Consider the following 22,303-nt stretch of genomic DNA (forward strand, 5'->3'; position numbering starts at 1 on the left):
CCTCGTCCTCGTCGCACGGCATCTCGCGGCGGCCGGAACGAGAAAAGGCGCCGCTCCCCGAGGGGAACGGCGCCTGAACGGTAGCGGTGGACGGGCTCGATCCGTCGACCTCACGATTATGAGTCGTGCGCTCTAACCAGCTGAGCTACACCGCCACATCATGGATGAAACCCGCGATCCACGAGGAACCGCAGGTTGTCATCATGAGAGCCCCGACCGGGAATCGATCCCGGGACCTCCATCTTACCAAGATGGCGCTCTACCACTGAGCTATCGGGGCAACGCGGAATACTCTAACAGGATCAGGGCCCCGCGCAAAAATCGGCCCCGGGCCGCCGGATGCGCGCCCAGACGGCGACGCCGCCGGTCGCCTCGGTGGCCTCTCGAGCAGTGCTCCGGAACAGCACACGGCCCCCGCTTCACAGTGAAACGGGGGCCGTGTGGTGGCTCAGAGGGGCTCAGCGGCCGGAGTAGCCGCCGTTGTTCTTGCCGTAGCTCTTCTTGCGGGGACGGTCCTGGTAGGAGGAGCCGCCGCCGCGCGGGCGACCGCCGCGGTCGTCACGGTAGCCACCGCGGTCCTCGCGGTAGCCCCCTCGGTCACCACGGTCGTCCCGGTACCCGCCGCGGTCGCCGCGGTCGTCCCGGGATCCGCCCCGGTCACCGCGGTAGCCACCACGGTCGTTGCGGGGTGCACGGTCACGGTCGCCGCCGCGGAAGCGGTTGCCACCGCCGCCGCTGCGGGCGCCACCCGGTCCGCGGTCCTCCTGGATGCGGATGGGTGCACCGTTGATCTGGGTGTTGGAGAGCTTGTCCAGCGTGCCCGCCGGCAGGTTCTCGGGCAGGCCCACGAGGGTGAACGTGGGGCGGATGTCGATCGCGCCGATCTGCGAGCCGTTCAGCCCGCCCTCGTGCGTGAGCGCACCCACCACGGAGCCGGGCACCACGCGGTCGCGGTGACCCACGGCGAGCTTGTACGTGCGCATGCCGGCCTCCTCGCCCGGGGCGCGGCGGTTGCGGGGCCCGCCGCCGTCCTGACGGTCACGGTCCCGGTCGCGCTTGCGCTGGGGCACCTCCGGCAGGTCCTGCACGAGGAACGGACGGCCGTTCTGCGCGATCACGGCGAGTGCGGCCGCAATCTCCACCGCGTCGACGTCGTGCTCGGACTCGTAGCGCTCCACCAGCTCGCGGAACAGCGTGAGGTCCTCGGACTCGATGGTCTCCTCGATCTGCTGCGCGAAGTTGTCCTTGCGGGTCTGGTTCACCTCGTCCGTGGACGGGACGCGCATCTGCTCGACCGGCTGGCGCGTGGCCTTCTCGATGGCGCGCAGCAGGTACTTCTCGCGCGGCGTCATGAACAGGATCGCCTCGCCCTTGCGACCGGCGCGGCCCGTGCGGCCGATGCGGTGCACGTAGGACTCGGTGTCGTGGGGGATGTCGTAGTTGACCACCAGGGAGATCCGCTCCACGTCCAGGCCGCGGGCGGCCACGTCCGTGGCGACGAGGATGTCGATCTTGCCCTCGCGCAGGGAGTCCACCGTGCGCTCGCGCAGGTTCTGGGGGATGTCGCCGTTGATCGCCGCGGCCGTGTAGCCGCGCGCCTTGAGCTTGTCCGCGATCTCCTCGGTGGCCGCCTTGGTGCGCACGAAGACGATCACGCCGTCGTAGTCCTCGACCTCCAGCACGCGGGTCATGGCGTCCAGCTTGTGGGGGCCCATGACCTGCATGTAGCGCTGGCGGGTGTTGGTGCCCGTGGTGGTCTTCGCCTTGACGGTGATCTCCTGCGGGTCACGCAGGTACTGCTGCGCGATGCGGCGGATCGCCTTGGGCATGGTGGCGGAGAACAGCGCCACCTGCTTCTCGGTGGGGGTCTGCGCGAGGATCTTCTCGACGTCCTCGGAGAAGCCCATGCGCAGCATCTCGTCCGCCTCGTCCAGCACCACGTAGGCGATGTCGTCGAGCTTCAGGGAGCCCTTGGAGAGGTGGTCGATCACGCGCCCGGGCGTGCCCACGACCACCTGCGCGCCGCGCTTGAGCCCGGCCAGCTGGGGTCCGTAGGAGGAGCCGCCGTAGACGGGCAGCACGGTGAAGTCGTCCAGGTGGGTGGCGTAGGAGCCGAAGGCCTCCGCGACCTGCAGGGCGAGCTCACGGGTGGGGGCCAGCACGAGCACGCGGGTGCTGCGCTGCGGGCCGTGCAGGTCCGAGAGCTCCGCGAGCTTGGACAGCGCCGGGACCGCGAACGCGGCGGTCTTGCCGGTGCCGGTCTGGGCGAGGCCGACGACGTCGCGGCCGCTGAGCAGCGCGGGGATCGTGGCCGCCTGGATGGGTGAGGGGTACTCGTAGCCGACCTCGTCGAGGGCGGCCAGCACGCGCCCGTCCACGCCGAGCTCGGCGAAGGTGGGCAGCTGGGGCTCGTCGGAGGAGTCCTTGGCGGGTGCCTGGGCGTCCTTCTCCGGCTCGCCCTGGGTCTTTGCGTCCTGGCTCTTCGCGTCCCGGGTCTCGACGTCCTGGGTCTTGACCTCGCGGGTCTCGACGTCGTGGTTCACGGGGGCGTCGGTGACGGCGGGTGCCTGCTCTGCAGCGTCGGCGACGTCGCCCGGCTCGGTGGCCGGCGCGGCGTCCGCAACGGCGGCGGCGTCGTCCTCGGTCACGATCCGGGTCTCGCCCGGCTCGCTCGCGGGGGCCACGGTGTGGGCGTTCGTGTGGTCGTCGGGGGTGGATTCAGTGGGCACGGAAGAACCTCGCTTCGGTGGAATGGAGTGACTGGCACCGGTGCGAGCGGAACGACCGCTGATGTCCAGGACCGACGTGCCGGTAACGGCGAAACGGTGCTGCAAGGACAGAGAACCGGGATGATGAACCCCCATCCTATCGCACGGCGGTCACGCCTCACGACGATTCGCGGGCCACCACGATGTTCGCCTCGTCACTGACCACGGTGTAGCGGTGCCCGTAGACGTCCTGCGCGTACCCGGCCACGTCCTGCGGCGGCGTGGTCCCCCACGTGCCTCCGGAGCGGTCCACCACCACGTACTCCGGAGCGGGATCCTCGCCGTTGCCGATCCAGTGCACGCGCGTACGGCTGACCAGCGCGTTCATCAGGGAGAGGTCCGTGGCCACGCTCGCGCCCTCCGGGATCTCCGCGACCGCCGCGGCCTTGACGTCCCCGCGCGGGTCCGGCTGCCACGCGGCGGGCGTGACCAGCTGCGCGAGCGGCTGCATCGTCCCCACCACCAGCGCGATCACGAGCGCCGCCCACGGCGCCCCGGCCGCCAGGACGGTGAGCACCGGCGCCTCGAACCGCGCGGACGGCGAGGTGGGCGCAGTGCCGCCCGTGCGGCGTCGGGCACGGTCCGCGTCCCCGCGCAGCCGGGCGACCGCGTCCACGAGCGCCACGAAGACCACGGGCATCAGCACGGCACTGTAGTGCCAGCCCGGACCCCAGTAGCCGTCGTTGGGCGAGAGCATGCGCCAGAGCAGGGTGGGCAGCGCCACGAGCAGCACGGGCGAGCGCACCGCCACCACCGCACCGCTCAGCAGCACGAGCAACCACGTGACGAGCTTGCGCACCGGGACCACCAGCAGGATCACGGCGGACGCGGGATCCCGCAGGAAGCCGGCCGGGTCCAGCTTGTCCGCGTAGGCGAACTCCCCCGCCGGGTTCAGCGCCGGCAGCACAACACCCACCGCGAGCGCGGACACCCCCATGCCCCACACGGCGAGCACCGCGCCCCACAGGAGCACGGGATCGCGCCGCAGGCCGCGCAGGTCGCTGCGCCACTGGGCGCGGTCGAGGACGACGACGCCGCTTCCCCGGTTTTCGACGCTGCCCCCGGTGCGTCCCAGGGTTTCTGCCGGTCCTGTGGTTCCTGTGGTCCCCGGAGTTCCCGGAGTTCCCGGGCCGCCGGGGACCGCCGCGTCCGGCTGCCGCAGCGCGGCGGTGAGGCCTGCCAGGCGGCGTCGTGCCTCCGGAGCCCACCGCCGGGCGAACGGGAGCACCGCGCGGCCCACCAGCAGGGTGCCGATCACCGCGACCGTGATCCCCAGGTCCTCCTTGACCAGGGCGAGGGGAGCGGCCCACAGCGCGGTCGCACCCCACCTGCCCTCCCGCCACGCACTCAGGGAGAGCGCGAGCAGCGGCACGGCCAGGGCGATCTCGTGGAACTGGACGGCCACGGCGTTCTGCAGTCCGAAGCTCAGTGCGCAGGCCGCCCCCACGGCGGCTGCTGGGGCCGCGCGCAGCACCCGGGTGGCGCAACGGGTGACCACCGCCGTCGCAATGCCAAACAGCACGTCCTGCACGAGCATCAGCGTCAGGGCGGAGGGGAAGAGCTTGTAGACGGGGGCCAGCACGATCAGCAGCGGGTGGAAGTGGTCGCCCAGCAGGTTGAAGCCGTGGCCCTTGAGGTCCACCTCGGGGCCGCGGCCGGAGGCGTAGGAGGAGAGCAGCTGCGTGAAGATTGCGTTGTCCCACGACGGCACCTCCCAGTTGATCCACTGGCTCCAGGACAGCGCGCAGTACAGGGCCGTCGCGAGCACGCCCACCAGGGCGGGGAGCCAGCGGGCGGACCCGGTGGGTTGCAGGGGGGATGTGCGCTGCGGGGTCACCGGTTCTCCGTCCGGGATCTGTGCGGTACCGCTGGGGTGCGGTGTTGGGGATGGCAGTTGCTGAGAGGGCGTTGCTGGTGGCGGAGCGTCATGGGAGTCGGTGCGGCGCCGGACCGGTGCACGGGTCGGGCGGTGGGGCCTCCCCCGGTCAAGGTACCGCGCGGTCGTCGAACCGTCGCTGCTGCTGCCGGACGTGTCGAGCGGCTTCCCGTGCCGCCGGGACGGCGCGGTGTGCGTGTCGGAGGGCGGTGGGATTCTGGGGTCATGACGACGCACGTGAGCACCAGGGCCGCCCGGAGGACGACGGCGCGCGCCGGAGTTCCCGAGGAACCTGCCGCCACCGCGCGCTGGACGCCGGCCGCACCGGTGCACCTGGCCCAGACCCTGCGTGTGCTCGCGCGCGGGGCGGAGGACCCCACCGTGCGCGTGCTCGGAGAGGACTGCGTGTGGATCACGGCCCGGTGGAAGGGGCTGCCGGTCAGTGCACGCTTCTCCCGGGTACCGCAGGAGCGCGAGACGAAGCCGCTCGAGCGGGACGTGCTGGCGGAAGCCTGGGGACCAGGGGCGCTCGCATGGCTGCCGAACGCACCTCGCTGGGTGGGAGCCGCCGACGACTGGACGGCGTTCGAGTCCTCCCCCGCGTACGGGCAGCTGCCCGCATCCCTGACCCGGGCCCGGCACGAGCACCCAGGGCTGCGGCTGCCGGCCACCGGCACTGTGCTGGACCGCGCCGTCGTGTCCGTGCTGGAGCAGCGGGTCACGGCCATCGAGGCAGTGCGCGCGCACAGGGCTCTGCTGCGCTGGGTGGGCGAGGACGCCCCCGGACCCGCCCCGCACGGGATGCGCGTGCCGCCGAGTGCGCAGCAGTGGCGCCGCGTCCCCTCCTGGCAGTGGCACCGGGCCGGCGTGGACCCGGCGCGCTCAGCGACCGTGATGCGCGTGGTCCACCGGGCTTCGGCGCTGGAGCGGCTGGCGGAGCACACGGATCCGGCGCGGGTGAGGCAGGCGCTGCAGTCGATCGACGGGATCGGGCCGTGGACGGCTGCAGAGATCACCCAGTGCACCCACGCGGATCCGGACGGAGTGAGCGTGTACGACTACCACCTGGCGGACTACGTGTGCTGGTTCTTCGACGGTGCCCCGGGATCCGATGCCCGCATGCTCGAGCTGCTCGAGCCGTGGCGCGGCCACCGCCAGCGCGTGGTGCGACTCATCAAGGCCAGCGGCCACCGCAAGCCGTCGTTCGGACCCCGGATGACCCCGGCGGACCATCGCCACCACTGAGGCCACCGCCACTGGGATGGTTGAGGTATGGCTGTCCTGCCTGGCGACGCCTGCGGATCCGGCGCAGACTACGGAACATGTCACAGCACACCATTCCAGAACCCCACGCCAAGGCCTCCGGCGAAAGGCTCAACAAGCTGCGCGCAGGCGTCCTGGGAGCGAACGACGGCATCGTCTCGGTGGCCGCCACCGTGGTGGGCGTGGCCGGTGCCACCGTCTCAACCGGGCCCATCCTCGTCGCCGGAACCGCCGCCGTGATCGGTGGTGCGCTCTCCATGGCCCTGGGCGAGTACGTCTCGGTGTCGAGCCAGAAGGACTCCGAGGAGGCGCTGATCGAGAGGGAGAAGTGGGAGCTGCGTGAGATGCCCGATGCCGAGCTGGAGGAGCTCGAGGAGCTCTACCGCGAGCGCGGCCTTAGCCAGGCCACGGCGCACCAGGTGGCGCTCGAACTCACCGAGAAGGACGCACTGAAGGCCCACCTGGATGCGGAGCTCGGCATCAACGAGGACGACATCGCCAACCCGTGGGCCGCCGCCATCTCCTCCGCGCTCTCGTTCTTCGTCGGCTCGCTGCTTCCGGTGCTCGCGATCCTCCTCCCGCCACCCGAGTGGCGGATTCCCGTCACCTTCGTGGCGGTGCTCATCGCCCTGGCCCTCACGGGAACCCTGGGGGCGCGCCTCGGCGAGACCCCGCACGTTGCCCGCGCCGCCACGCGCGTGGTCGTGGGTGGCGCCATCGCCCTGGCCGTCACGTTCCTGATCGGCTCCCTGCTGGGCGTCTCCGCCGCGTGACGCACCCCGCCTGAACACAGAACGAGGGCGGCTCCCCAATGGGGAGCCGCCCTCGTTCGTGTCCTTCACGGGCTCGGTGTGGCCCGCTCATGTGCTGCGGCAGGGCCACGAACCGGCCGATGCCGGAGACCTGCCAGCGCGGGGAACTGTCAGTTCTGAGGCGCCTCGGGCTCTGCTCCGCCCTCGGCGGCCTGCTTGGCCACCTCGGCACGGACCTCGTCCATGTCAAGGTTCTTGACCGCCCCGATGACCTCCTCCAGGGAGGACGCCGGAAGCGCTCCGGGCTGGGAGAAGACGAGGATGCCCTCGCGGAACGCCATGAGGGTGGGGATCGAGGAGATCTGGGCGGCTGCAGCCAGGCCCTGCTCCGCCTCGGTGTCCACCTTGCCGAACACGATCTCCGGGTTCTTCTCGGAGGCCGTCTCGTAGGTGGGCGCAAACTGCTTGCACGGTCCGCACCAGTCTGCCCACCAGTCCAGCAACACGATGTCGTTGTCAGAAATGGTCTGGCCCAGGGTGTCCTGGGTGATCTCTACAGTAGCCATGCGTCCACGATAGGACGCCGCCTCCCCAGCACTCCAGACCGTTCACTGCCGGCTCAAGGACCCCCGGTGGGGCCGCCGCGAGCAGGCGGGGCGACGTCGTCGTCCCCGCCACCTGGCGAGGCCACGGTGCGCGCGGCGACGAGCGAAGATGCGGCGGGTGCGCACCCGCCGAGATGCCGGTGCGTGCAACCCCGGGCGACGCCGCGTTGTCACGGTCCCTGGGGCTGGACCCGGTTATACGAAAGGAGCCTTCCCGGACCTCTCGGTCCGGGGAGGCTCCTTCANGCTCCTTCACTCTTGCCGGTGTCACGCACGCCGGCGGCGGTGGCAGGTGAGGGATTCGAACCCCCGTAGGCGTTGCCAGCTGATTTACAGTCAGCCCCCTTTGGCCGCTCGGGTAACCTGCCGAGGCATCCAACGCACACGTACTGTGTGCGACGAAGCACCTCAACAGTACACGGTGAGCCTTTGGGCCCCAAAATCGTCGCCAGGAGGAAAACACCATGCAGAACAGCACATCAACCACCCGCGCTGTTGTGCTCGGCGGTGGCGGAACGGCAGGTATCGCCTGGGAGAGCGGTCTCCTCGCGGGTCTCCTGGATTCTGGGGTGGACCTCGGGGCCGCGGACCTCGTAGTGGGTACGTCTGCGGGGTCTGTCGTGGCGGTGCAGCTGCGCGCCAACGCCCTCACCACGCATTTCCCGCGCACGGAGTCTCCCCAGGCCAGCGCGGACGCGCAGGGACCCGTCTCCTCACCGGCCGCACCGCCGTTCGACGCTGAGAAGTTCGTGCAGCTGATGGGAACGGCTGCCGAGAGCGCCACGGGTCCGCAGGATGCCCGCGCGCGGCTCGGGGCGCGGGCGACGGCATCGACCGCGGTCATGACCGAGGAGGCGTGGCTCGCGCGCATCGGTCACACGCTGCCGCGCGACTGGCCGACGGGCGAGCTTGCACTCACCGCCGTGGACAGCGCGGACGGCGCCTTCACGGTCTTCAATGCCCGCAGCAGCGTGCTCCTGGAAAAGGCCGTGGCGGCAAGCTGCACGGTTCCCACGGTGTTCCCCCTGGTGCACATCGACGGCCACGCCTACATGGACGGTGGGATGCGCTCCGCAACCAACGCGGACCTCGCGGCCGGACACGACAAGGTGCTGGTGATCTCGTGCAACCCCGAACCGCGCACGAGCCCCTTCGGACCCACCCTGGACGAGTCGCTGCTGCTGATCGAGGAGACCGGCGACGCGTTCCACATCACCGCAGACGGCGCCAGCCGCGCGGCGTTCGGCAGGAATCCCCTGGATCCTGCGCGTCGGATACCCTCGTTCGAAGCCGGTCTCGCACAGGCGGAACAGCTCGCGGACCGCGTCAAGGAGTTCTGGAGCGCGTGAGCACGCGGTGCCCGTGTTCCGGGGACGGCACCCCAGCAACCAAGGAGTGGACAGTGGCATCGGAATCATCGTTCGACGTGGTCAGCAAGGTCGACAAGCAGGAGGTCTCCAACGCCCTGAACCAGGCGCAGAAGGAGGTCTCCCAGCGCTACGACTTCCGCGGCGTGGGCGCGGACATCGACTTCTCCGGGGAGAAGATCCTCATCAAAGCCAACTCGCAGGAGCGCGCGGAGGCCGTGCTGGACGTCTTCCAGTCCAAGCTGGTCAAGCGTGGCATCTCGCTGAAGTCCTTGGACTCCGGTGAGCCCTACGCCTCCGGCAAGGAGTACCGCATCGAGTCCACCGTCAAGGAGGGCATCGCCCAGGACCAGGCCAAGAAGATCACCAAGCTGATCCGGGACGAGGGTCCCAAGGGTGTGAAGGCCACCATCCAGGGCGACGAGCTGCGCGTCTCCTCGAAGTCTCGCGACGACCTGCAGGAGATCATCTCGCTGCTCAAGGGCTCGGACCTGGAGGTCGACCTGCAGTTCGTGAACTACCGCTGATCCCGGCCGCCGGAATGCTTCCGGCGCCGCTCGTGGACGAGTAGAACGGGACGGACGCCGCCACCCAGCCCGGGCGGGGGCGTCCGTCCCCTCGTGTCAGCGGTTGCCGTAGAAGCCGCCGGAGCGCGCCATGTTCTCCAGCCGCGCCACGCGGTCGTCGGTGCTCGGGTGGGTGCGGAACAGTCCGGAGACCGCCCCGCCGCGGAACGGGTTGGCGATCATCAGGTGGGAGGTGTTCACGAGCCTCTGGTCCTGCGGGTCCATGGGCCTCTGGTTCGCCCCGCCCTCGATCTTGCGCAGTGCCGAGGCCAGGGCCAGCGGGTCCCCGGTGAGCTTGGAGCCGTCCTCGTCCGCGTCGTACTCGCGTGTGCGGGAGATGGCCAGCTGGATGACCGAGGCGGCCAGCGGTGCCAGGAACGCCATGAGCAGACCCACCAGCATGTTGCCGCCGCCGCGGTTGTCGTTGCCGCGCCCGCCGAACAGGGCCGCGAACTGCAGCATCTGCGCAGCGGAGGTGATCAGCCCGGCCACGGCTGCCGCCACTGACGAGGTGAGGATGTCCCTGTTGTAGACGTGCATCAGCTCGTGGCCCAGCACGGCGCGCAGCTCGCGCTCGTCGAGCATCTGCAGGATCCCCTCGGTGCAGCACACCGCCGCGTGCTCCGGGTTGCGTCCTGTGGCGAACGCGTTGGGGCTCATGGTCGGGGCGATGTAGAGCCGCGGCATGGGCTGCCCGGCCGCCTGCGAGAGCTCGTGCACGATCCGGTACATGGCGGGCGCCTGTTGCGGGCTCACGGGGACCGCGCGCATGGATGCCAGCGCCAGCTTGTCCGAGTTCCAGTAGCTGTAGGCCGTGCCGGCCAGGCCGATCACCCCGAACAGGATGATGAAGAATGAGCTGCGCGTGGCGCCGGCGATGACCCAGCCGATCCCGAGCAGCACCGCCCACATCCCGCCCAGCAGTAGTGCGGTCTTCACGCCGTTGTAGTGCCGGTGCATCAGTGGTCTCCTCCGGGGCTCGCGCCCGTGGGTCGTGTCGGTTCGTGTGCGCTTCCGTGCCCGGTGGCGGGTTCGTGGTGCGGCCCGAGGGCGACGACGCCGCGCCGCCCGTCGCCGTTCGCCCGGCCCATCACAATGGCAGGCAGAGGACGATGTCGCCGAGGACCAGCGAGATGGTGCAGTCGCTGGGCGAGGGGCTCGGGTTAGGTTCCCCGGGCCTGGGATCGGTGCTCGGAACCACCGTGACCTGCGACTCGCCGCTCGGCAGCGGATCACCGGTCTGGACGGGGTCCGGCGACACCGCCGGGGAGGGCTCCCCCACCGGCTCACTCGGATGCGGGTTCTGCGGATTCAACGGGATCTGCGGATCGGGAAGCAGCGTGGTGCCGGGGAGTTCCGAGAGGCCCGCACCGGGGGGATTGATGACGATCGGCAGGGACGGCTCGGCCGCCGGACGCTGCGGTGCGGCGTCGTCGACGTCCTGCACGGCTCCCGCGTCCTGGTCGGTTCCGGCACCCTCCGCCTGCTGCGCGGCCGCGGCGTCGTCGTCACCGGCGTCTGCACCGGCCGCACCCTGGGCCTCCGCAGCGCCCGCCGGGCGGTCCCCGCTGGCCGGTGACCGCCCACCCCCGGGCGCCACCCCGTCACCCGCGGTGGCATCGAGTCCCTGCGTGGGTTCGGCGGCCACGGAGACCGCGTCCCCTCCGCCCGAGTTGGTCGCGGCCACGATCCCCACGGCCGCGGCGGCAGCGACGAGGACGGCCGTGGCCGCGACGGCGAGCCCGGCCCCGGAGCCCACCAGTGAGGCCACCCCACCGGCGGAGGAGGCGGCGCCTGCGCCAGAGGAGCCGACGGCGGTGCTTCCCTCGGACACCGAGGCGCCCGCGGCGCTCTCCGCCGCCACCCCGGCTCCGGCCGCCGCACCCGCGCCGAGCAGCGGCGTGCCGGCGAGTGCCGTGGCCAGGTGGGAGCCCTCGGCGCCCCACAGGGGAAGTCCGGCGAGCACGGGGAGGATCCAGCCGCGCAGCCCGAGCCCCAGGTCCTGCAGCTGCAGGTACTCCGCCGTGCAGCGGCGGCACCCGTCCAGGTGGTCCTGAACCGCCTTGGTGCGGAGCGGGGTGAGCGCACCGCGGGTGAAGGCGCCGAGCTGGGAGGAGAACTCGCGGCACTCCGCGAGCGCCCGCGCGGAGACGTGCTCCTGCACGTAGGCGGCGCGCAGGCCCTCGCGTGCCCGCTTGCCGAGCGCGGAGACCGCGTTGGGCTGGGCGCCGACGACGCCCGCCACCTGGCGCGGCCTGCGCCCCTCGACCTCGAGGTACCACAGGATCTCCTGCCAGCGCTCGGGCAGGGACGCGAACGCCCGGGCCACCACGGCGGAGTCCACCTGGCGCACCACGGTGTCGTCGAAGAGCTCCACCCGGTCCAGCGGCCCGTTCGGCTGGGGGTCCTCGGGGCGGGTGCGGGTGAGCTCGTTGGCGCGGTCCGCCGCCAGGCGCGAGACGGCGGTCACGAGGTAGGCACGGAGGAACTCCCGGGGGCCCTTGCCCTCGCGCAGCAGCCCGAGCACACGCGTGAACGCCTCCGAGACGAGGTCCTGGGCGTCCGACTCGGTGCGGGAGTGCATCCGGGCGACGGCGAGCGCGGCTCCGCGGTGGCGCTCGTAGAGTTCCGCGAACGCCGCGGAGTCCCCGTTGCGCACAGCGGTGAGCAGCCGTTCGTCACTGGCGGGCTGCTCGTCCCGGCCCTCGGGACGCGCGAGGCGTGGGGCTGCGCTGTGTGTCATGAGGCTCTCTGGCAGAAGAAGGGGGGGTGCTGGTTGCCTCCATTGTGTCAGCACTCGCGGGGAAGCGGCAGTGCGTTTGTTCCATGCGGGGCCGGGAGAACGGTCGGGGGTGGAGCCGGTCCCCACCGGCTCCACCCCCGTCTCCTAGCACCGCTCTCTCCCCCCTGGCCGGGCAGCCCGCCCGGCCGAGAGTCGCTCTCGCCCACCGTGTGCCACGCGATGTGTCCCCGTACGTGAGGTGGCACCGGCTCGTCGGCCCCGAGCGATCGGACCGTCCGGAATCCCGTGCGGCCCGCACGCGATTCACTGTGTAGACAGACGGGGAGGGAAAACGTGACGCGGGATCCGGAAACTTTTTTTCACGGGCCCGCCCGAGCCTGTCCGGGGCCGGGAGGGACGGCCCCGGGCCCCCTCCACGAAGCCGGGCGACGTCGTCGTCCCCGCCGCCGTGCCGACCCCCCGAGGCCCCGGAAGGCGCGGAAATCCGCGGAATCCTGCGACTTAGGACACACTAACTATTGTGAATGGCTCAGAATAAGATTAGAGTGAGGCGCATGGAGACCACTGCTGCGGCCGAAACGCACCCCTCGCGGGACGCGTGGACCTCGCACCTGCGCTCGCACGGGCGCAGGGTCACCAAGCAGCGTCTCGCGGTGCTGGACGCCGTGGACGCCGTGCCGCACGCCACCGCGGAGGACACGGTGCAGCAGGTCCGCGCGGTCCTGCCCACCATCTCCGTCCAGTCGGTGTACGTGGTCCTCTCGGACCTCGCGGCCATCGGCATGGTGTCGAAGTTCGAACCGCCCGGATCCCCGGCGCGGTACGAGATCCGCACCGGTGACAACCACCACCACGCGTACTGCATCTCCTGCGGCGTCATCCAGGACGTGCCGTGCGCGGTGGGACACGCTCCGTGTCTCACACCCTCGGAGGACCACGGCTTCCAGCTGCTGTCCGCCGAGGTGGTCTTCAGGGGCATCTGCCCGAGCTGCCAGCACAGTGGCGCGCAGCAGGACCCCGAGGCCCCGTAGTACCGTCCACACCTTCGTCGGATCCCATCCATCACCCAGGAGGAACCATGTCTGACACCACTCCCCACGAGCACGGACTGCGCAAGACCGGCTCGTTCACCACGAACCAGGAGGGCCTGCCCCTCCCCACGAACGCCGACGCGCACTCGCTGAGCGTGGGCCCGGACGGGCCCATCGTCCTGCACGACTCCTACGTCGTGGAGAAGCTGGCGGCGTTCGACCGCGAGCGCGTTCCCGAGCGCGTGGTGCACGCCAAGGGCGCCGGTGCCTTCGGCGAGCTCGAGATCACCGAGGACGTCTCCCAGTACACGAAGGCCGCGGTGTTCCAGAAGGGCACCAAGACCCCCATGCTGGCGCGCTTCTCCACCGTTGCCGGTGAGCAGGGCTCCCCGGACACCTGGCGCGACCCCCGCGGCTTCGCCCTGAAGTTCTACACCACTGAGGGCAACCTGGACATCGTGGGCAACAACACCCCGATCTTCTTCGTGCGCGACGGTATCAAGTTCCCGGACTTCATCCACTCGCAGAAGCGCCTGCCCGGTTCCGGCATGCGTGACAACACCATGCAGTGGGACTTCTGGACCCAGTCGCCCGAGTCCGCCCACCAGGTCACCTACCTCATGGGCCCCCGCGGCATCCCGAAATCCTACCGCCACATGAACGGCTACGGCTCCCACACCTACCAGTGGAGCAACGAGGCCGGCGAGCGCTTCTGGATCAAGTACCACTTCATCTCCGACCAGGGCGTCGAGGGCCTGACCGGGCCCGAGGCCGAGGAGATCGCGGGCAAGGACGCGGACGCGCACCGTCGCGACCTCTACGACTCCATCGAGAAGGGCGAGTTCCCCTCCTGGACCATGTACGTGCAGGTCATGCCGTACGAGGACGCCAAGACGTACCGGTTCAACCCGTTCGACGTCACCAAGACGATCTCCCAGAAGGACTACCCCCGCATCAAGGTGGGCAAGTTCACGCTGAACCAGAACCCGCTGAACTACTTCGCGCAGATCGAGCAGGCGGCGTTCTCCCCCAGCAACACCGTTCCCGGTGTGGAGATCTCCCCGGACAAGATGCTCATGACCCGCGTGTTCTCCTACCCGGACACGCACCGTCACCGCATCGGCGCGAACTTCGCGGACCTGCCCGTGAACTTCCCGTACCGCTCGGAGATGAACTCCTACTCGCAGGACGGGCCCATGCGGTACACGTTCAAGCACCCAAACCAGCCCGTCTACGCGCCCAACACCCAGGGCGGGCCCGTGGCCGGCTCCGGCCCGGTCAAGGCCGACGAGATGCGCTGGGAGTCGGACGGGGACCTGCTGCGCGCCGCCGCGACGCTGCACTCCGAGGACGACGACTTCGGTCAGCCCGGCACCCTCTACCGCGAGGTCTTCAGCGACGAGGAGAAGGCCGAGACGGTCGAGAACATCGCCGGTCACATCGGTGACGTGACGGACCCGACGATCAAGGAGGCCGCCTTCCAGTACTGGGAGAAGGTCGACGCCGATCTCGGCCGCCGCGTCCGCGAGGCCGAGGCCCGCAACGCAGGTTCGGAGGCCTACGGCATCTGATCCCGCGCCGGTGAGCGGGCCGCGCGCCCGCTGACCCGGCTACGGCAGAGGCCCCGTTCCCTCTCTGGAGGGGGGCGGGGCCTTTCACGTGGCTGCGAACCGGGAACAGCGACGGCGCGGTGGTGGGATGGGGTGCGGTGGGTGAGCCCGGGCTCAGACCCCGGGAGCAGCGACGTCGTCCGTGGATCCCTCCGGCTGCCCACCCTGGGACTCGGCGAGGTCCTTCTCGTGCTGCGTGACCAGCTCGAGCATCTCCCGCAGCTGCTCCGTGGGCAGCGTGGTGACCGGGGCGATCGCGTTGATGCAGATGGCGGCGGCGTCCGAGTCCAGGACGAAGTCGAGGATCTGGCGGGTGGGGGCGGAACGCACCGTGAGCTGCGGGTCCAGGGCGGCCACCTCGGCGGCGGAGGTGAACACCAGCAGGGTGTCCGGGGCCGCACCCTCCTGCGAGGGCTGCACCATGACCGGCACCGCGTTCTCCCCCTGCTCGCGCGTGCCGAGCAGCAGGTGCCCGCCGGGGTTGAAGAGGGCACCCAGGACGCCGGACATGTTGTTGTCCAGCAGCGCCTGCTTCAGCGCCTCGTTGTGCGGGGAGCGCGCCACCCACTCGATCTGCTGGCGCGGGATCCGCAGGGCGTGCTCGGAGGCCGGGTCCACCACCACCTCGTCGTACTGCCGGTCCTTGGCGACCATCTCCAGGGTGGCGCTCGCGCGCTGGCGCAGCAGCACGGGCTCCGCGAGCTCCTCGTTGCGGTTGCTACGGGAGAACATCTCGCGGGCCTGCTCCGCGGAGGTGTAGACGGCCAGGGCGCGCGTGCCGTCCCCCTGGGACACGGTCTGCACGCGGATGTGGGACTCCGGGCCCACGGGCTGGCCGTCCGCCCCCGGCACCAGGTCCGAGCCGGAGACGTCCAGCAGCACGGTTCCCACCAGTGCCTCGCGCAGGGCGCGGGCCATGGCCCGCTCCCCCGGCTCCCGGGTGTAGGCCTCTGCCGCGGCTCGCAGCCGGGGGTGGACGTCCCCGCCGGAGGCGTCCTCGGCCGAGTCCGCGAACGGCAGCTCCACACCGGCCTGCTCGGCCAGCTCCACGGCCCACTCCGGCGTCCGCTCACGGGTGCGGGGGAACGCCTCCAGCTGGGCGAGGACGTCCTGCGCCGTGTACGGGCCCTCCTGCGCGTAGACGTGCGGCAGGTCGTGGAAGTGGTAGGACGCCGTGGTGCTCAGCTCCGGTTCCGGCCAGCCCTTCGCGGTGATCGTCACGGACGCCGAGAACCAGCTGCCGCGGCCCGGCACGTAGCAGCTGCGCTGCAGCTCCGCGAGGGTCTCCAGCACCGCGCTGTCCTGCTTGATCGGACCCGCCGCACCGGGGGTCGCCACCCCGCCGCGGTCCTCGATCACGCGCAGGTGCACGCGCCCGCCCTGGGGCTTGAACTCCACGAGCATGGCGTCCCACCCCGGTTCGCTGCGCAGGACGGACATCACCCACTCGCCCACCCGGGCGACGAGTTCGCGTTCGCCCGTGGTGGGGGCTCCGGATGCGGGCTGCGGCTCAGAGGTCATTCGTGTCAGTGTCCCTTCGACCCGCTCGCGCCGGGTCAGGTCGTCCGAGGGTGCGGGGAGTCCCGGGAGGTCCCGGGCCGCGCGCCCCCAGCCTAGCGAACGGGGTACCGCCGCGCTGTGGGAGTCCGGGCCAGTTGTTAGCCTGGACCCATGACAAAAACCTTGCAGGAGCTGATCGACGCGTCGATCTTCATTTCCACCGAGTACCAGGCAGTGCTGGCCGAGCTGTCCCAGGGTGCGGATTGGGACGTGGACTTCTCCGCGCCGTCGTTCACCTTGCAGACCACGCCTCCCGTCACGCTGACCCCGTACCTGCTGGGCACGGAGTCCGCGGCCCGCGGGTCCTTCGTGTGGTCGTGGCGCGAGCTGGGCCACTTCAACCCCCGCGTGGTCTCCGCGGCGGTGCAGGCCGAGCAGGCCGGCGAGCGCCACGAGGTGGGCGAGCTGACCACGGACGAGCTCCCGCTGCAGGAGGGTCTCGCGCGCCGGCTCACACTTGCCGCCAAGGCCGTCACGGGCCTCTACGCCCACTACCCCGCGCGCGCCGGCGGCAACATCACCGCGTGGCTGCTGCTGGACGGCCCGGAGTTCGAGCTCCCCCGCCTCACCGAGCAGCGCATGATGCAGGTCATCGGCGAGTCCCTCACCACGGACACCGCCGTGGACCACAACCTCGCCGTGGCCAGCTACGCCAAGCTGCGCGGCGCCCACGTGGAGTGGGACACGGACGCCACGTGCGTGGTCACCGTGCACGACGGCGCCCAGCGCTTCTGGTTCGACGACCACCAGATCACGGGCGTGGAGCCCGCCGAGCCCTCCGTGGGCGAGGACGAGCTGCGCGAGCTCGAGCGCCAGGCCGCCACCCACCGTGAGGCCCTGCTCGAGGACCGCCGTGCCGCCGAGCACCGCGCCGAGCAGCTGGGTCAGGAGCAGCGCGAGGCCGACGCCGAGCGCAAGCGCCGGGAGCGCGCGGAAGCCGCCGCCGCGGCGTCGACCCCCGCCCCCTCTGCCGCAGCCGGGCAGGACGCCGAGGAGCAGCCGCTGCCCAGCGAGCTCGCCCCCGAGGAGATCGAGGCGCCCGAGCCCGAGCAGCCCGCTGACGACGTCGCCGTGCCCGCCAGCCAGCTGCACGAGGCGGACCAGCCCTTCGACCAGGAACCCACCCACGAGCCGGCCGCGCCGGGCCGTGTGGAGACCCGGGTGCTGCCCGGTCCCCAGGGCGAGCACGCCACGGCCGGTCCGGCCGCGTCCCCGCACCCGGACACCACGGCCATGTCCCGGATCCCGGACCCGGACTTCGCCGCCGGCCAGCCCGCCAGCCAGGACCCGGAGCGCGTCGAGTCGCACCGCACCGAGTCGCAGGATGTCGAGGCAGAGCGCTTCGAGTCGGAGCGCTTCGGGACTGCCCGCGACGAGGACCGCGTGGAGCGCGAGGTCGTGGTCGAGGAGGAGACCGTGGTCCGCGAGGACACCCGTGCTCCCGAGCGGGACCGCACCCGCGCCGCCGAGGAGCGGCTCGGCCGTGGCGAGCGTGGCGTCCGCGAGGACCGCTTCGCCCGTGAGGAGCGCGAGGAGGTCGTGGAGCGCGAGACCGTGGCCGGTCCGGGCGCACCGGACGACGACCTCTCCGCCCCGGCCGTCGTGGACGGCGAAGAGGTCGAGACCAACGAGCAGGCCGAGCGCAAGGGCAAGAAGAAGCGCGGCTTCCTCAGCCGCTTCTTCGACCTGTGACCGGCGCCTGAACAGACGCGTCACCGGAGCACCCGTCCCCCGTGGGGGCGGGTGCTCCGTCGTTGGTGGCGCCGCAGCCGCCGTGCACGCGTGACCCCTCGTGAACAGTGCGGTGGGCGCCCCCGGATAGGATCGGTCGGTGACTTCCACCCTCAGCCCCGGCCCCGAGCCCGACCACCAGCGCAGAACCCGGGCCGGTGTGGGCTACGGGTTCGGGGCCTACGCGATCTGGGGACTGCTGCCCCTGTACTTCGTGGTGCTCGCCCCGGCCACCCCGTACGAGATCGTGGCCCTGCGGGTGCTGTTCTCCCTGGCGTTCTGTCTTCTGCTGCTCGCCGTGACGCGCGGGCTGCGGCAGTTCGTGCGGGTCTTCCGGGACGGGCAGGCCGTGGCCGCCCTGTCCCTGGCCGGTGTGCTGATCGCGGGCAACTGGCTGCTCTACACGGTGGCCACCACCACGGGCCACACCCTTGAGGCGTCCCTGGGGTACTTCATCAATCCCATCGTCGCGATCCTGCTGGGCGTGGTGGTGCTGCACGAGAAGCTTCGGCCGCTGCAGTGGGCGGCCATCGTGGTGGGGGTCCTGGCGGTGCTCGTGATGGCCGTGTTCTACGGTGCCGTCCCGTGGCTGTCCCTGGGGCTCGCGTTCTCCTTTGGCTTCTACGGGCTCGTGAAGTCCCGCCTCGGTTCCCGCTACCCGGCGCTGGTGACGCTCACCGCGGAGACCGCCACCATCACGCCGCTCGCCCTCGTGGCCGTCGCGCTGCTGGGCGCCAACGGCCAGATCACGCTGACCTCTGAGGGCCCCGGCCACTTCCTGCTGCTGCTCTCCGCGGGCGTCATCACCGCCGTGCCCCTGCTGCTCTTCGGTGCGGCGGCGTCCCGGCTGCCCCTGAGCACCGTGGGGATGATCCAGTACGTTGCCCCCATCGGCCAGTTCATCCTGGCGGTCGCCCTGTTCCACGAGGAGATGCCCCCGGAGCGCTGGGCCGGCTTCGGACTCGTGTGGGTGGCCGTGGTGCTCCTGCTGCTCGACGCCGTCCGCGCACCCCGTGCCCCGCGGCTGCCCAGGCGGCCGAAGCCGTCGCCTCGGGCATGAGTCTGAGGTGCAGAGGTACCCGTCCGGCCTGAGGGAATCGTGGCCTCTCTGTACCTCAGATGTTGACAGAGCCCGCTCGGACCGTGGTGGTCCGGGCGGGCTCTGCGCTCGTTGGTGGTGCTCAGCGTCAAAGTGAGCGCTGGAGCGATTGCCGGGTCGTCAGCCCCGGGGACCCGGCCCCGCGGGGTCGGTGTGCGGCTCCGAGACCTGGCCGTGCGGCGGCATCGTGGCGTCGTGGTGACCGACACCCGACCCGACGGCGCCCTCGGTGACAGAGGGGCCGGCGGCCTGCGAGGTGTCGTCCGCGGGGTCGTCGAGCTCGTCCACCTCCTCCGGGGAGCGCTTGATGTTGACCAGGGCGAGGAGCAGGCCGCCCCACACCAGGATTATGGCGACGATCATCATGACGATGGCGGTACCGCTCATGAGAGGTCCCCTTCCGAGTGGCGGGACTGGGCGCCCGCGGTGATGGTGGAGTGGACGCGCCCGGCACCCGTGCCGTTTGCGGTGCGCTCGTGGTCCCAGGGCGCGGGGCGCTGCACCACAGTGCCGCGGTCGATGGCGCGCAGGGAGAAGTCCTGGTCCAGCGCGGCCGAGCGCCCCTCGGTGCCCGTGTAGTGGGTCATGGGGTCGTGGCGGGCGATGGCCTTGCGGTCCAGGTAGGCGTCCTGGATGGCGGGCGCGGGGCTCGTGAAGCCGTCCCCCGTGCGTCGGCTCCAGGGCAGGCGTGAGAGCAGGTACGCGATCACGACGATGCCCACGGCCATGCCCCACCCGAAGGTGTTCACGAACCACTGGGGCATGTCGTTGTAGCCCTCGGCCACGGTCTTGGTCAGCTGGTCGATCAGGATGTAGCCGAGGATCACCGGGGTGACACCGCCGGCCATGATCATCCAGGTGCGCCCGAGCTTGAACGAGGACACCGAGTTGATGTGGTCGCGCAGCGTGGGCAGCGCGGTGAAGCCGGAGGTCAGCAGCAGCACCGAGATCAGCGCGGCCGCGGCGATGCCGAAGTTGTTGACGAACGCGTCCACCACGTCCAGCAGGTTCAGGCCCGTGGTGGTGGGGAAGAACAGCAGGGAGATCACGGCGAGCGGCAGCACCACCAGGGACACGGCCGCGGGACGGGACAGGCCCAGCTTGTCCCGCACACCGGCCACGATGACCTCCACGATGGAGATCAGGGACGTGAAGCCCGCGAACGCCAGCGCGCCGAAGAACAGCACACCGATCAGCGTGCCGAACGGTGCCTGCGAGATGATCGCGGGGAACGCGATGAACGCGAGGCCGATGCCGGAGGTGGCGACCTCCGAGACCTGCGTGCCGGAGGCGGTGGCCATGAAGCCGAGGGCCGCGAACACGCCGATGCCCGCGAGGATCTCGAAGGACGAGTTGGCGAAGCCCACCACCAGGGCGGACCCGCTGAGGTCCGAGCGGGGCTTGAGGTAGGACGCGTAGGTGACCATGATGCCGAAGCCCACGGACAGGGAGAAGAAGATCTGCCCGTACGCGGCCACCCACACGGAGGAGTCGCCCAGGGCGGACCAGGACGGCGTGAACAGGGCGTCCAGACCGGCGGAGGCACCCGGCAGGGTCAGGGCCATGCCCACCATGATGAGGAACATGACCACGAGCAGCGGGATCAGCACCACGTTGAGCTTGCCGATGCCGTTCTGCACGCCCAGCATCAGCACCACGAGCAGCACGAGCCACGCGATGGCCGTGGCGATGAACACCGGCCAGATGAAGTCGAAGCCGATCGTGACCTGCTCCGAGACCTTCATGTAGTCGTTCATGAAGAACGCGGCGGGATCGCTGCCCCACGCCTTGCTGAACGAGAACACCGTGTACTGCATGGCCCACCCGATGATGAGCGCGTAGTAGATGGCGATGACCACGCAGATCATCAGCTGCCACCACCCGATGGTCTCGAGCTTGGGGTGCAGGCGGCGGAAGGAGAGCGGGGCGGAGCCGCGGTAGCGGTGGCCGATCGCGTAGTCGAGCATGAGCAGCGGGATGCCCGCGGTCAGCAGCGCGACCAGGTAGGGGATGATGAAGGCGCCGCCGCCGTTGTCGAACGCGACGTACGGGAAGCGCCAGATGTTGCCGAGACCGACGGCGGAGCCGATCGCGGCGAAGATGAACATGGTGCGCCCGGAGAATGCTTCCTTCGCGGCGCCACCACGCTTCTTGTCAGTGGACATGGCTGAACCTCACACGGGACGAGATCCCATAGGCGCCGGGGTCCTGGGACGCCCGGCGCGCGAGTTGTGGATGAATGGGTAAAGCTTACTGAGTGCTCAGCCCCGGCGGTGGACCACCGCGTGGGCGAACTCGGTCAGCGCGGCCTTGGCCACGGAGTCCTGGAGGGGCTCCAGCGCGGCAATGGCCTCATCGGCCCACCGATTGGCGATCTGCCAGGCCTCGGCGGCCGCGGGGTGGGAGGAGACGGCCGCCACGGCGGTGGCCAGGGCGTCGTCGTCCGTGAGGTCCCCGTCGATCAGACGGAGCACTTCCTGGGCGGAGGCAGCGGCCTCCGGGTCTGCTCCGGCGGCGTGGCGCCGCAGCAGGAGAACGGGCAGCGTGTCCACGCCCTCGCGCAGGTCCGTGCCGAGGGTCTTGCCAGAGACGTCCGGGGGCCCGGTGAGGTCGATGATGTCGTCCGCGAGCTGGAACGCGAGTCCCACCTTCTCGCCGTAGACCACCATGAGGTCGACGACGTCGCGCGACGCGCCGCCCAGCAGGGCGCCGTACTGCCCGCTTGCGGCGATCAGGGAGCCGGTCTTGCCGGAGAGCACCTGGAGGTAGTGGGCCACGGGGTCCTCGTCCTCGGCCGGGCCGGTGGTCTCCTGCAGCTGGCCGATCACCAGACGCTCGAACGTGGTGGCCTGGATCATCAGGGGCTCCTGGCCCAGGGCGGAGACCATGGCGGAAGCGCGGGCGAAGATCATGTCGCCGGTGAGGATGGCCACGGTGTTGCCCCACACGGTGTGCGCGGTCTCGACGCCGCGGCGCAGTGGGGCGGAGTCCATGACGTCGTCGTGGTACAGGGAGGCGAGGTGGGTGAGCTCCACGACGACGGCGGCCTCGATGACCTCGTCCGTGATCTCACCGGCCACCTCGGCGGCGAGCAGGGTGAGCAGTGGGCGGACCCGTTTGCCGCCGGCGGCCAGCAGGTGGCGTGCGGTGACGTCCGCGAGCCGGTCGGTGGCCTGCACAGCCTCGTCCAGGCGCTGCTCGACGCGCTCCAGGGAACGCAGCATGAGAGGACCCAGGCGGGGGTCCTGGGCGATGAGCTCGAACCCTGCGGGCAAGCGCAGGGAGCCGTCGACGCTGCTGGGATCAGTCACGGTCCACCACTCTATCGACAA

17 protein-coding genes and 3 tRNA genes are annotated in these 22,303 nt (G+C 70.9%); 8 read left to right on the plus strand and 12 right to left on the minus strand.

Translation table 11 applies throughout. From position 1 onward, the window contains the following. Nucleotides 1–81: 81 nt before the first annotated feature. The 4 genes from ABD264_RS05135 to ABD264_RS05150 all read right to left on the minus strand — a co-directional run bounded on the left by ABD264_RS05135 (nt 82) and on the right by ABD264_RS05150 (nt 4,605). A tRNA-Met gene (locus ABD264_RS05135) sits at nt 82–155 on the minus strand. A 53-nt stretch (nt 156–208) separates the two neighbouring features. Then, nucleotides 209–280, minus strand: a tRNA-Thr gene (locus tag ABD264_RS05140). A 178-nt stretch (nt 281–458) separates the two neighbouring features. After that, nucleotides 459–2,729 carry a DEAD/DEAH box helicase gene (locus ABD264_RS05145; protein ID WP_344204771.1) on the minus strand — a complete coding sequence of 757 codons (2,271 nt, stop codon included), beginning with the start codon at nt 2,727–2,729 and terminating at the stop codon, nt 459–461. Between the two features lie 157 nt (nt 2,730–2,886). Next, a complete protein-coding gene (locus ABD264_RS05150; RefSeq protein WP_344204773.1) occupies nt 2,887–4,605 on the minus strand; it encodes a DUF2079 domain-containing protein in 1,719 nt (572 codons plus the stop codon). A gap of 264 nt (nt 4,606–4,869) precedes the next feature. Here ABD264_RS05150 and ABD264_RS05155 point away from each other — a divergent pair, with 264 nt between their 5' ends. Both ABD264_RS05155 and ABD264_RS05160 read left to right on the plus strand, forming a co-directional pair. Then, nucleotides 4,870–5,889: a DNA-3-methyladenine glycosylase family protein gene (locus ABD264_RS05155; RefSeq protein ID WP_144941707.1), complete on the plus strand. Its 1,020-nt coding sequence runs from the start codon at nt 4,870–4,872 to the stop codon at nt 5,887–5,889. A gap of 77 nt (nt 5,890–5,966) precedes the next feature. Next, on the plus strand, nt 5,967–6,680 hold the full coding sequence (locus ABD264_RS05160) for a VIT1/CCC1 transporter family protein (protein ID WP_126874631.1): 714 nt from the start codon (nt 5,967–5,969) through the stop codon (nt 6,678–6,680). A gap of 149 nt (nt 6,681–6,829) precedes the next feature. Here ABD264_RS05160 and ABD264_RS05165 read toward each other — a convergent pair whose 3' ends face one another. Both ABD264_RS05165 and ABD264_RS05170 read right to left on the minus strand, forming a co-directional pair. Further along, nucleotides 6,830–7,225: a thioredoxin family protein gene (locus ABD264_RS05165; RefSeq protein WP_295109516.1), complete on the minus strand. Its 396-nt coding sequence runs from the start codon at nt 7,223–7,225 to the stop codon at nt 6,830–6,832. Nucleotides 7,226–7,550: 325 nt separating this feature from the next. Continuing rightward, nucleotides 7,551–7,632, minus strand: a tRNA-Tyr gene (locus tag ABD264_RS05170). Nucleotides 7,633–7,728: 96 nt separating this feature from the next. Between ABD264_RS05170 and ABD264_RS05175 the strand changes: the two genes are divergently transcribed. Both ABD264_RS05175 and ABD264_RS05180 read left to right on the plus strand, forming a co-directional pair. Continuing rightward, nucleotides 7,729–8,613 carry a patatin-like phospholipase family protein gene (locus ABD264_RS05175; protein WP_144941705.1) on the plus strand — a complete coding sequence of 295 codons (885 nt, stop codon included), beginning with the start codon at nt 7,729–7,731 and terminating at the stop codon, nt 8,611–8,613. Between the two features lie 53 nt (nt 8,614–8,666). After that, nucleotides 8,667–9,158: a YajQ family cyclic di-GMP-binding protein gene (locus ABD264_RS05180; protein WP_126874629.1), complete on the plus strand. Its 492-nt coding sequence runs from the start codon at nt 8,667–8,669 to the stop codon at nt 9,156–9,158. Nucleotides 9,159–9,254: 96 nt separating this feature from the next. Here the strand turns inward: ABD264_RS05180 and htpX are convergent, their stop codons facing one another. After that, complete coding sequence (htpX, locus tag ABD264_RS05185) at nt 9,255–10,157, minus strand: zinc metalloprotease HtpX (protein ID WP_145009914.1); 903 nt, start codon at nt 10,155–10,157, stop codon at nt 9,255–9,257. A 130-nt stretch (nt 10,158–10,287) separates the two neighbouring features. After that, entirely contained in the window at nt 10,288–11,940 is a 1,653-nt protein-coding gene (locus tag ABD264_RS05190) for a sigma-70 family RNA polymerase sigma factor (protein WP_344204780.1), read from the minus strand. Between the two features lie 554 nt (nt 11,941–12,494). Between ABD264_RS05190 and ABD264_RS05195 the strand changes: the two genes are divergently transcribed. Together ABD264_RS05195 and ABD264_RS05200 are read left to right on the plus strand one after the other, a co-directional pair. Continuing rightward, nucleotides 12,495–12,971: a Fur family transcriptional regulator gene (locus ABD264_RS05195; protein WP_055083244.1), complete on the plus strand. Its 477-nt coding sequence runs from the start codon at nt 12,495–12,497 to the stop codon at nt 12,969–12,971. A 47-nt stretch (nt 12,972–13,018) separates the two neighbouring features. Continuing rightward, on the plus strand, nt 13,019–14,542 hold the full coding sequence (locus tag ABD264_RS05200) for a catalase (RefSeq protein ID WP_344204783.1): 1,524 nt from the start codon (nt 13,019–13,021) through the stop codon (nt 14,540–14,542). Nucleotides 14,543–14,695: 153 nt separating this feature from the next. Here ABD264_RS05200 and ABD264_RS05205 read toward each other — a convergent pair whose 3' ends face one another. Next, the gene (locus ABD264_RS05205) at nt 14,696–16,102 is read right to left on the minus strand and encodes an SseB family protein (protein WP_144941697.1); all 1,407 of its coding nucleotides are present in this window, start codon (nt 16,100–16,102) and stop codon (nt 14,696–14,698) included. A 150-nt stretch (nt 16,103–16,252) separates the two neighbouring features. On the opposite strand from ABD264_RS05205, the gene ABD264_RS05210 reads away from it, so the two are divergent. Continuing rightward, the gene (locus tag ABD264_RS05210; RefSeq protein WP_144941695.1) at nt 16,253–17,833 is read left to right on the plus strand and encodes a DUF6882 domain-containing protein; all 1,581 of its coding nucleotides are present in this window, start codon (nt 16,253–16,255) and stop codon (nt 17,831–17,833) included. Nucleotides 17,834–17,972: 139 nt separating this feature from the next. After that, nucleotides 17,973–18,932, plus strand: a complete 960-nt coding sequence (gene rarD, locus ABD264_RS05215; protein ID WP_144941693.1) for an EamA family transporter RarD — start codon at nt 17,973–17,975, stop codon at nt 18,930–18,932. 159 nt (nt 18,933–19,091) lie between these two features. On the opposite strand, the gene ABD264_RS05220 is transcribed toward rarD, so the two are convergent. From ABD264_RS05220 to ABD264_RS05230, 3 genes are all read right to left on the minus strand, one after another. After that, a complete protein-coding gene (locus ABD264_RS05220) occupies nt 19,092–19,358 on the minus strand; it encodes a methionine/alanine import family NSS transporter small subunit (protein ID WP_144941691.1) in 267 nt (88 codons plus the stop codon). After that, the gene (locus ABD264_RS05225) at nt 19,355–21,136 is read right to left on the minus strand and encodes a sodium-dependent transporter (RefSeq protein ID WP_344204787.1); all 1,782 of its coding nucleotides are present in this window, start codon (nt 21,134–21,136) and stop codon (nt 19,355–19,357) included. The genes ABD264_RS05220 and ABD264_RS05225 overlap by 4 nt, the downstream gene beginning before the upstream one ends. A 96-nt stretch (nt 21,137–21,232) precedes the next feature. Beyond that, a complete protein-coding gene (locus tag ABD264_RS05230) occupies nt 21,233–22,282 on the minus strand; it encodes a polyprenyl synthetase family protein (RefSeq protein WP_303104323.1) in 1,050 nt (349 codons plus the stop codon). Nucleotides 22,283–22,303: the final 21 nt, after the last annotated feature.

It is taken from the genome of Kocuria salsicia, assembly GCF_039532055.1.
Classification (GTDB): domain Bacteria; phylum Actinomycetota; class Actinomycetes; order Actinomycetales; family Micrococcaceae; genus Kocuria; species Kocuria salsicia.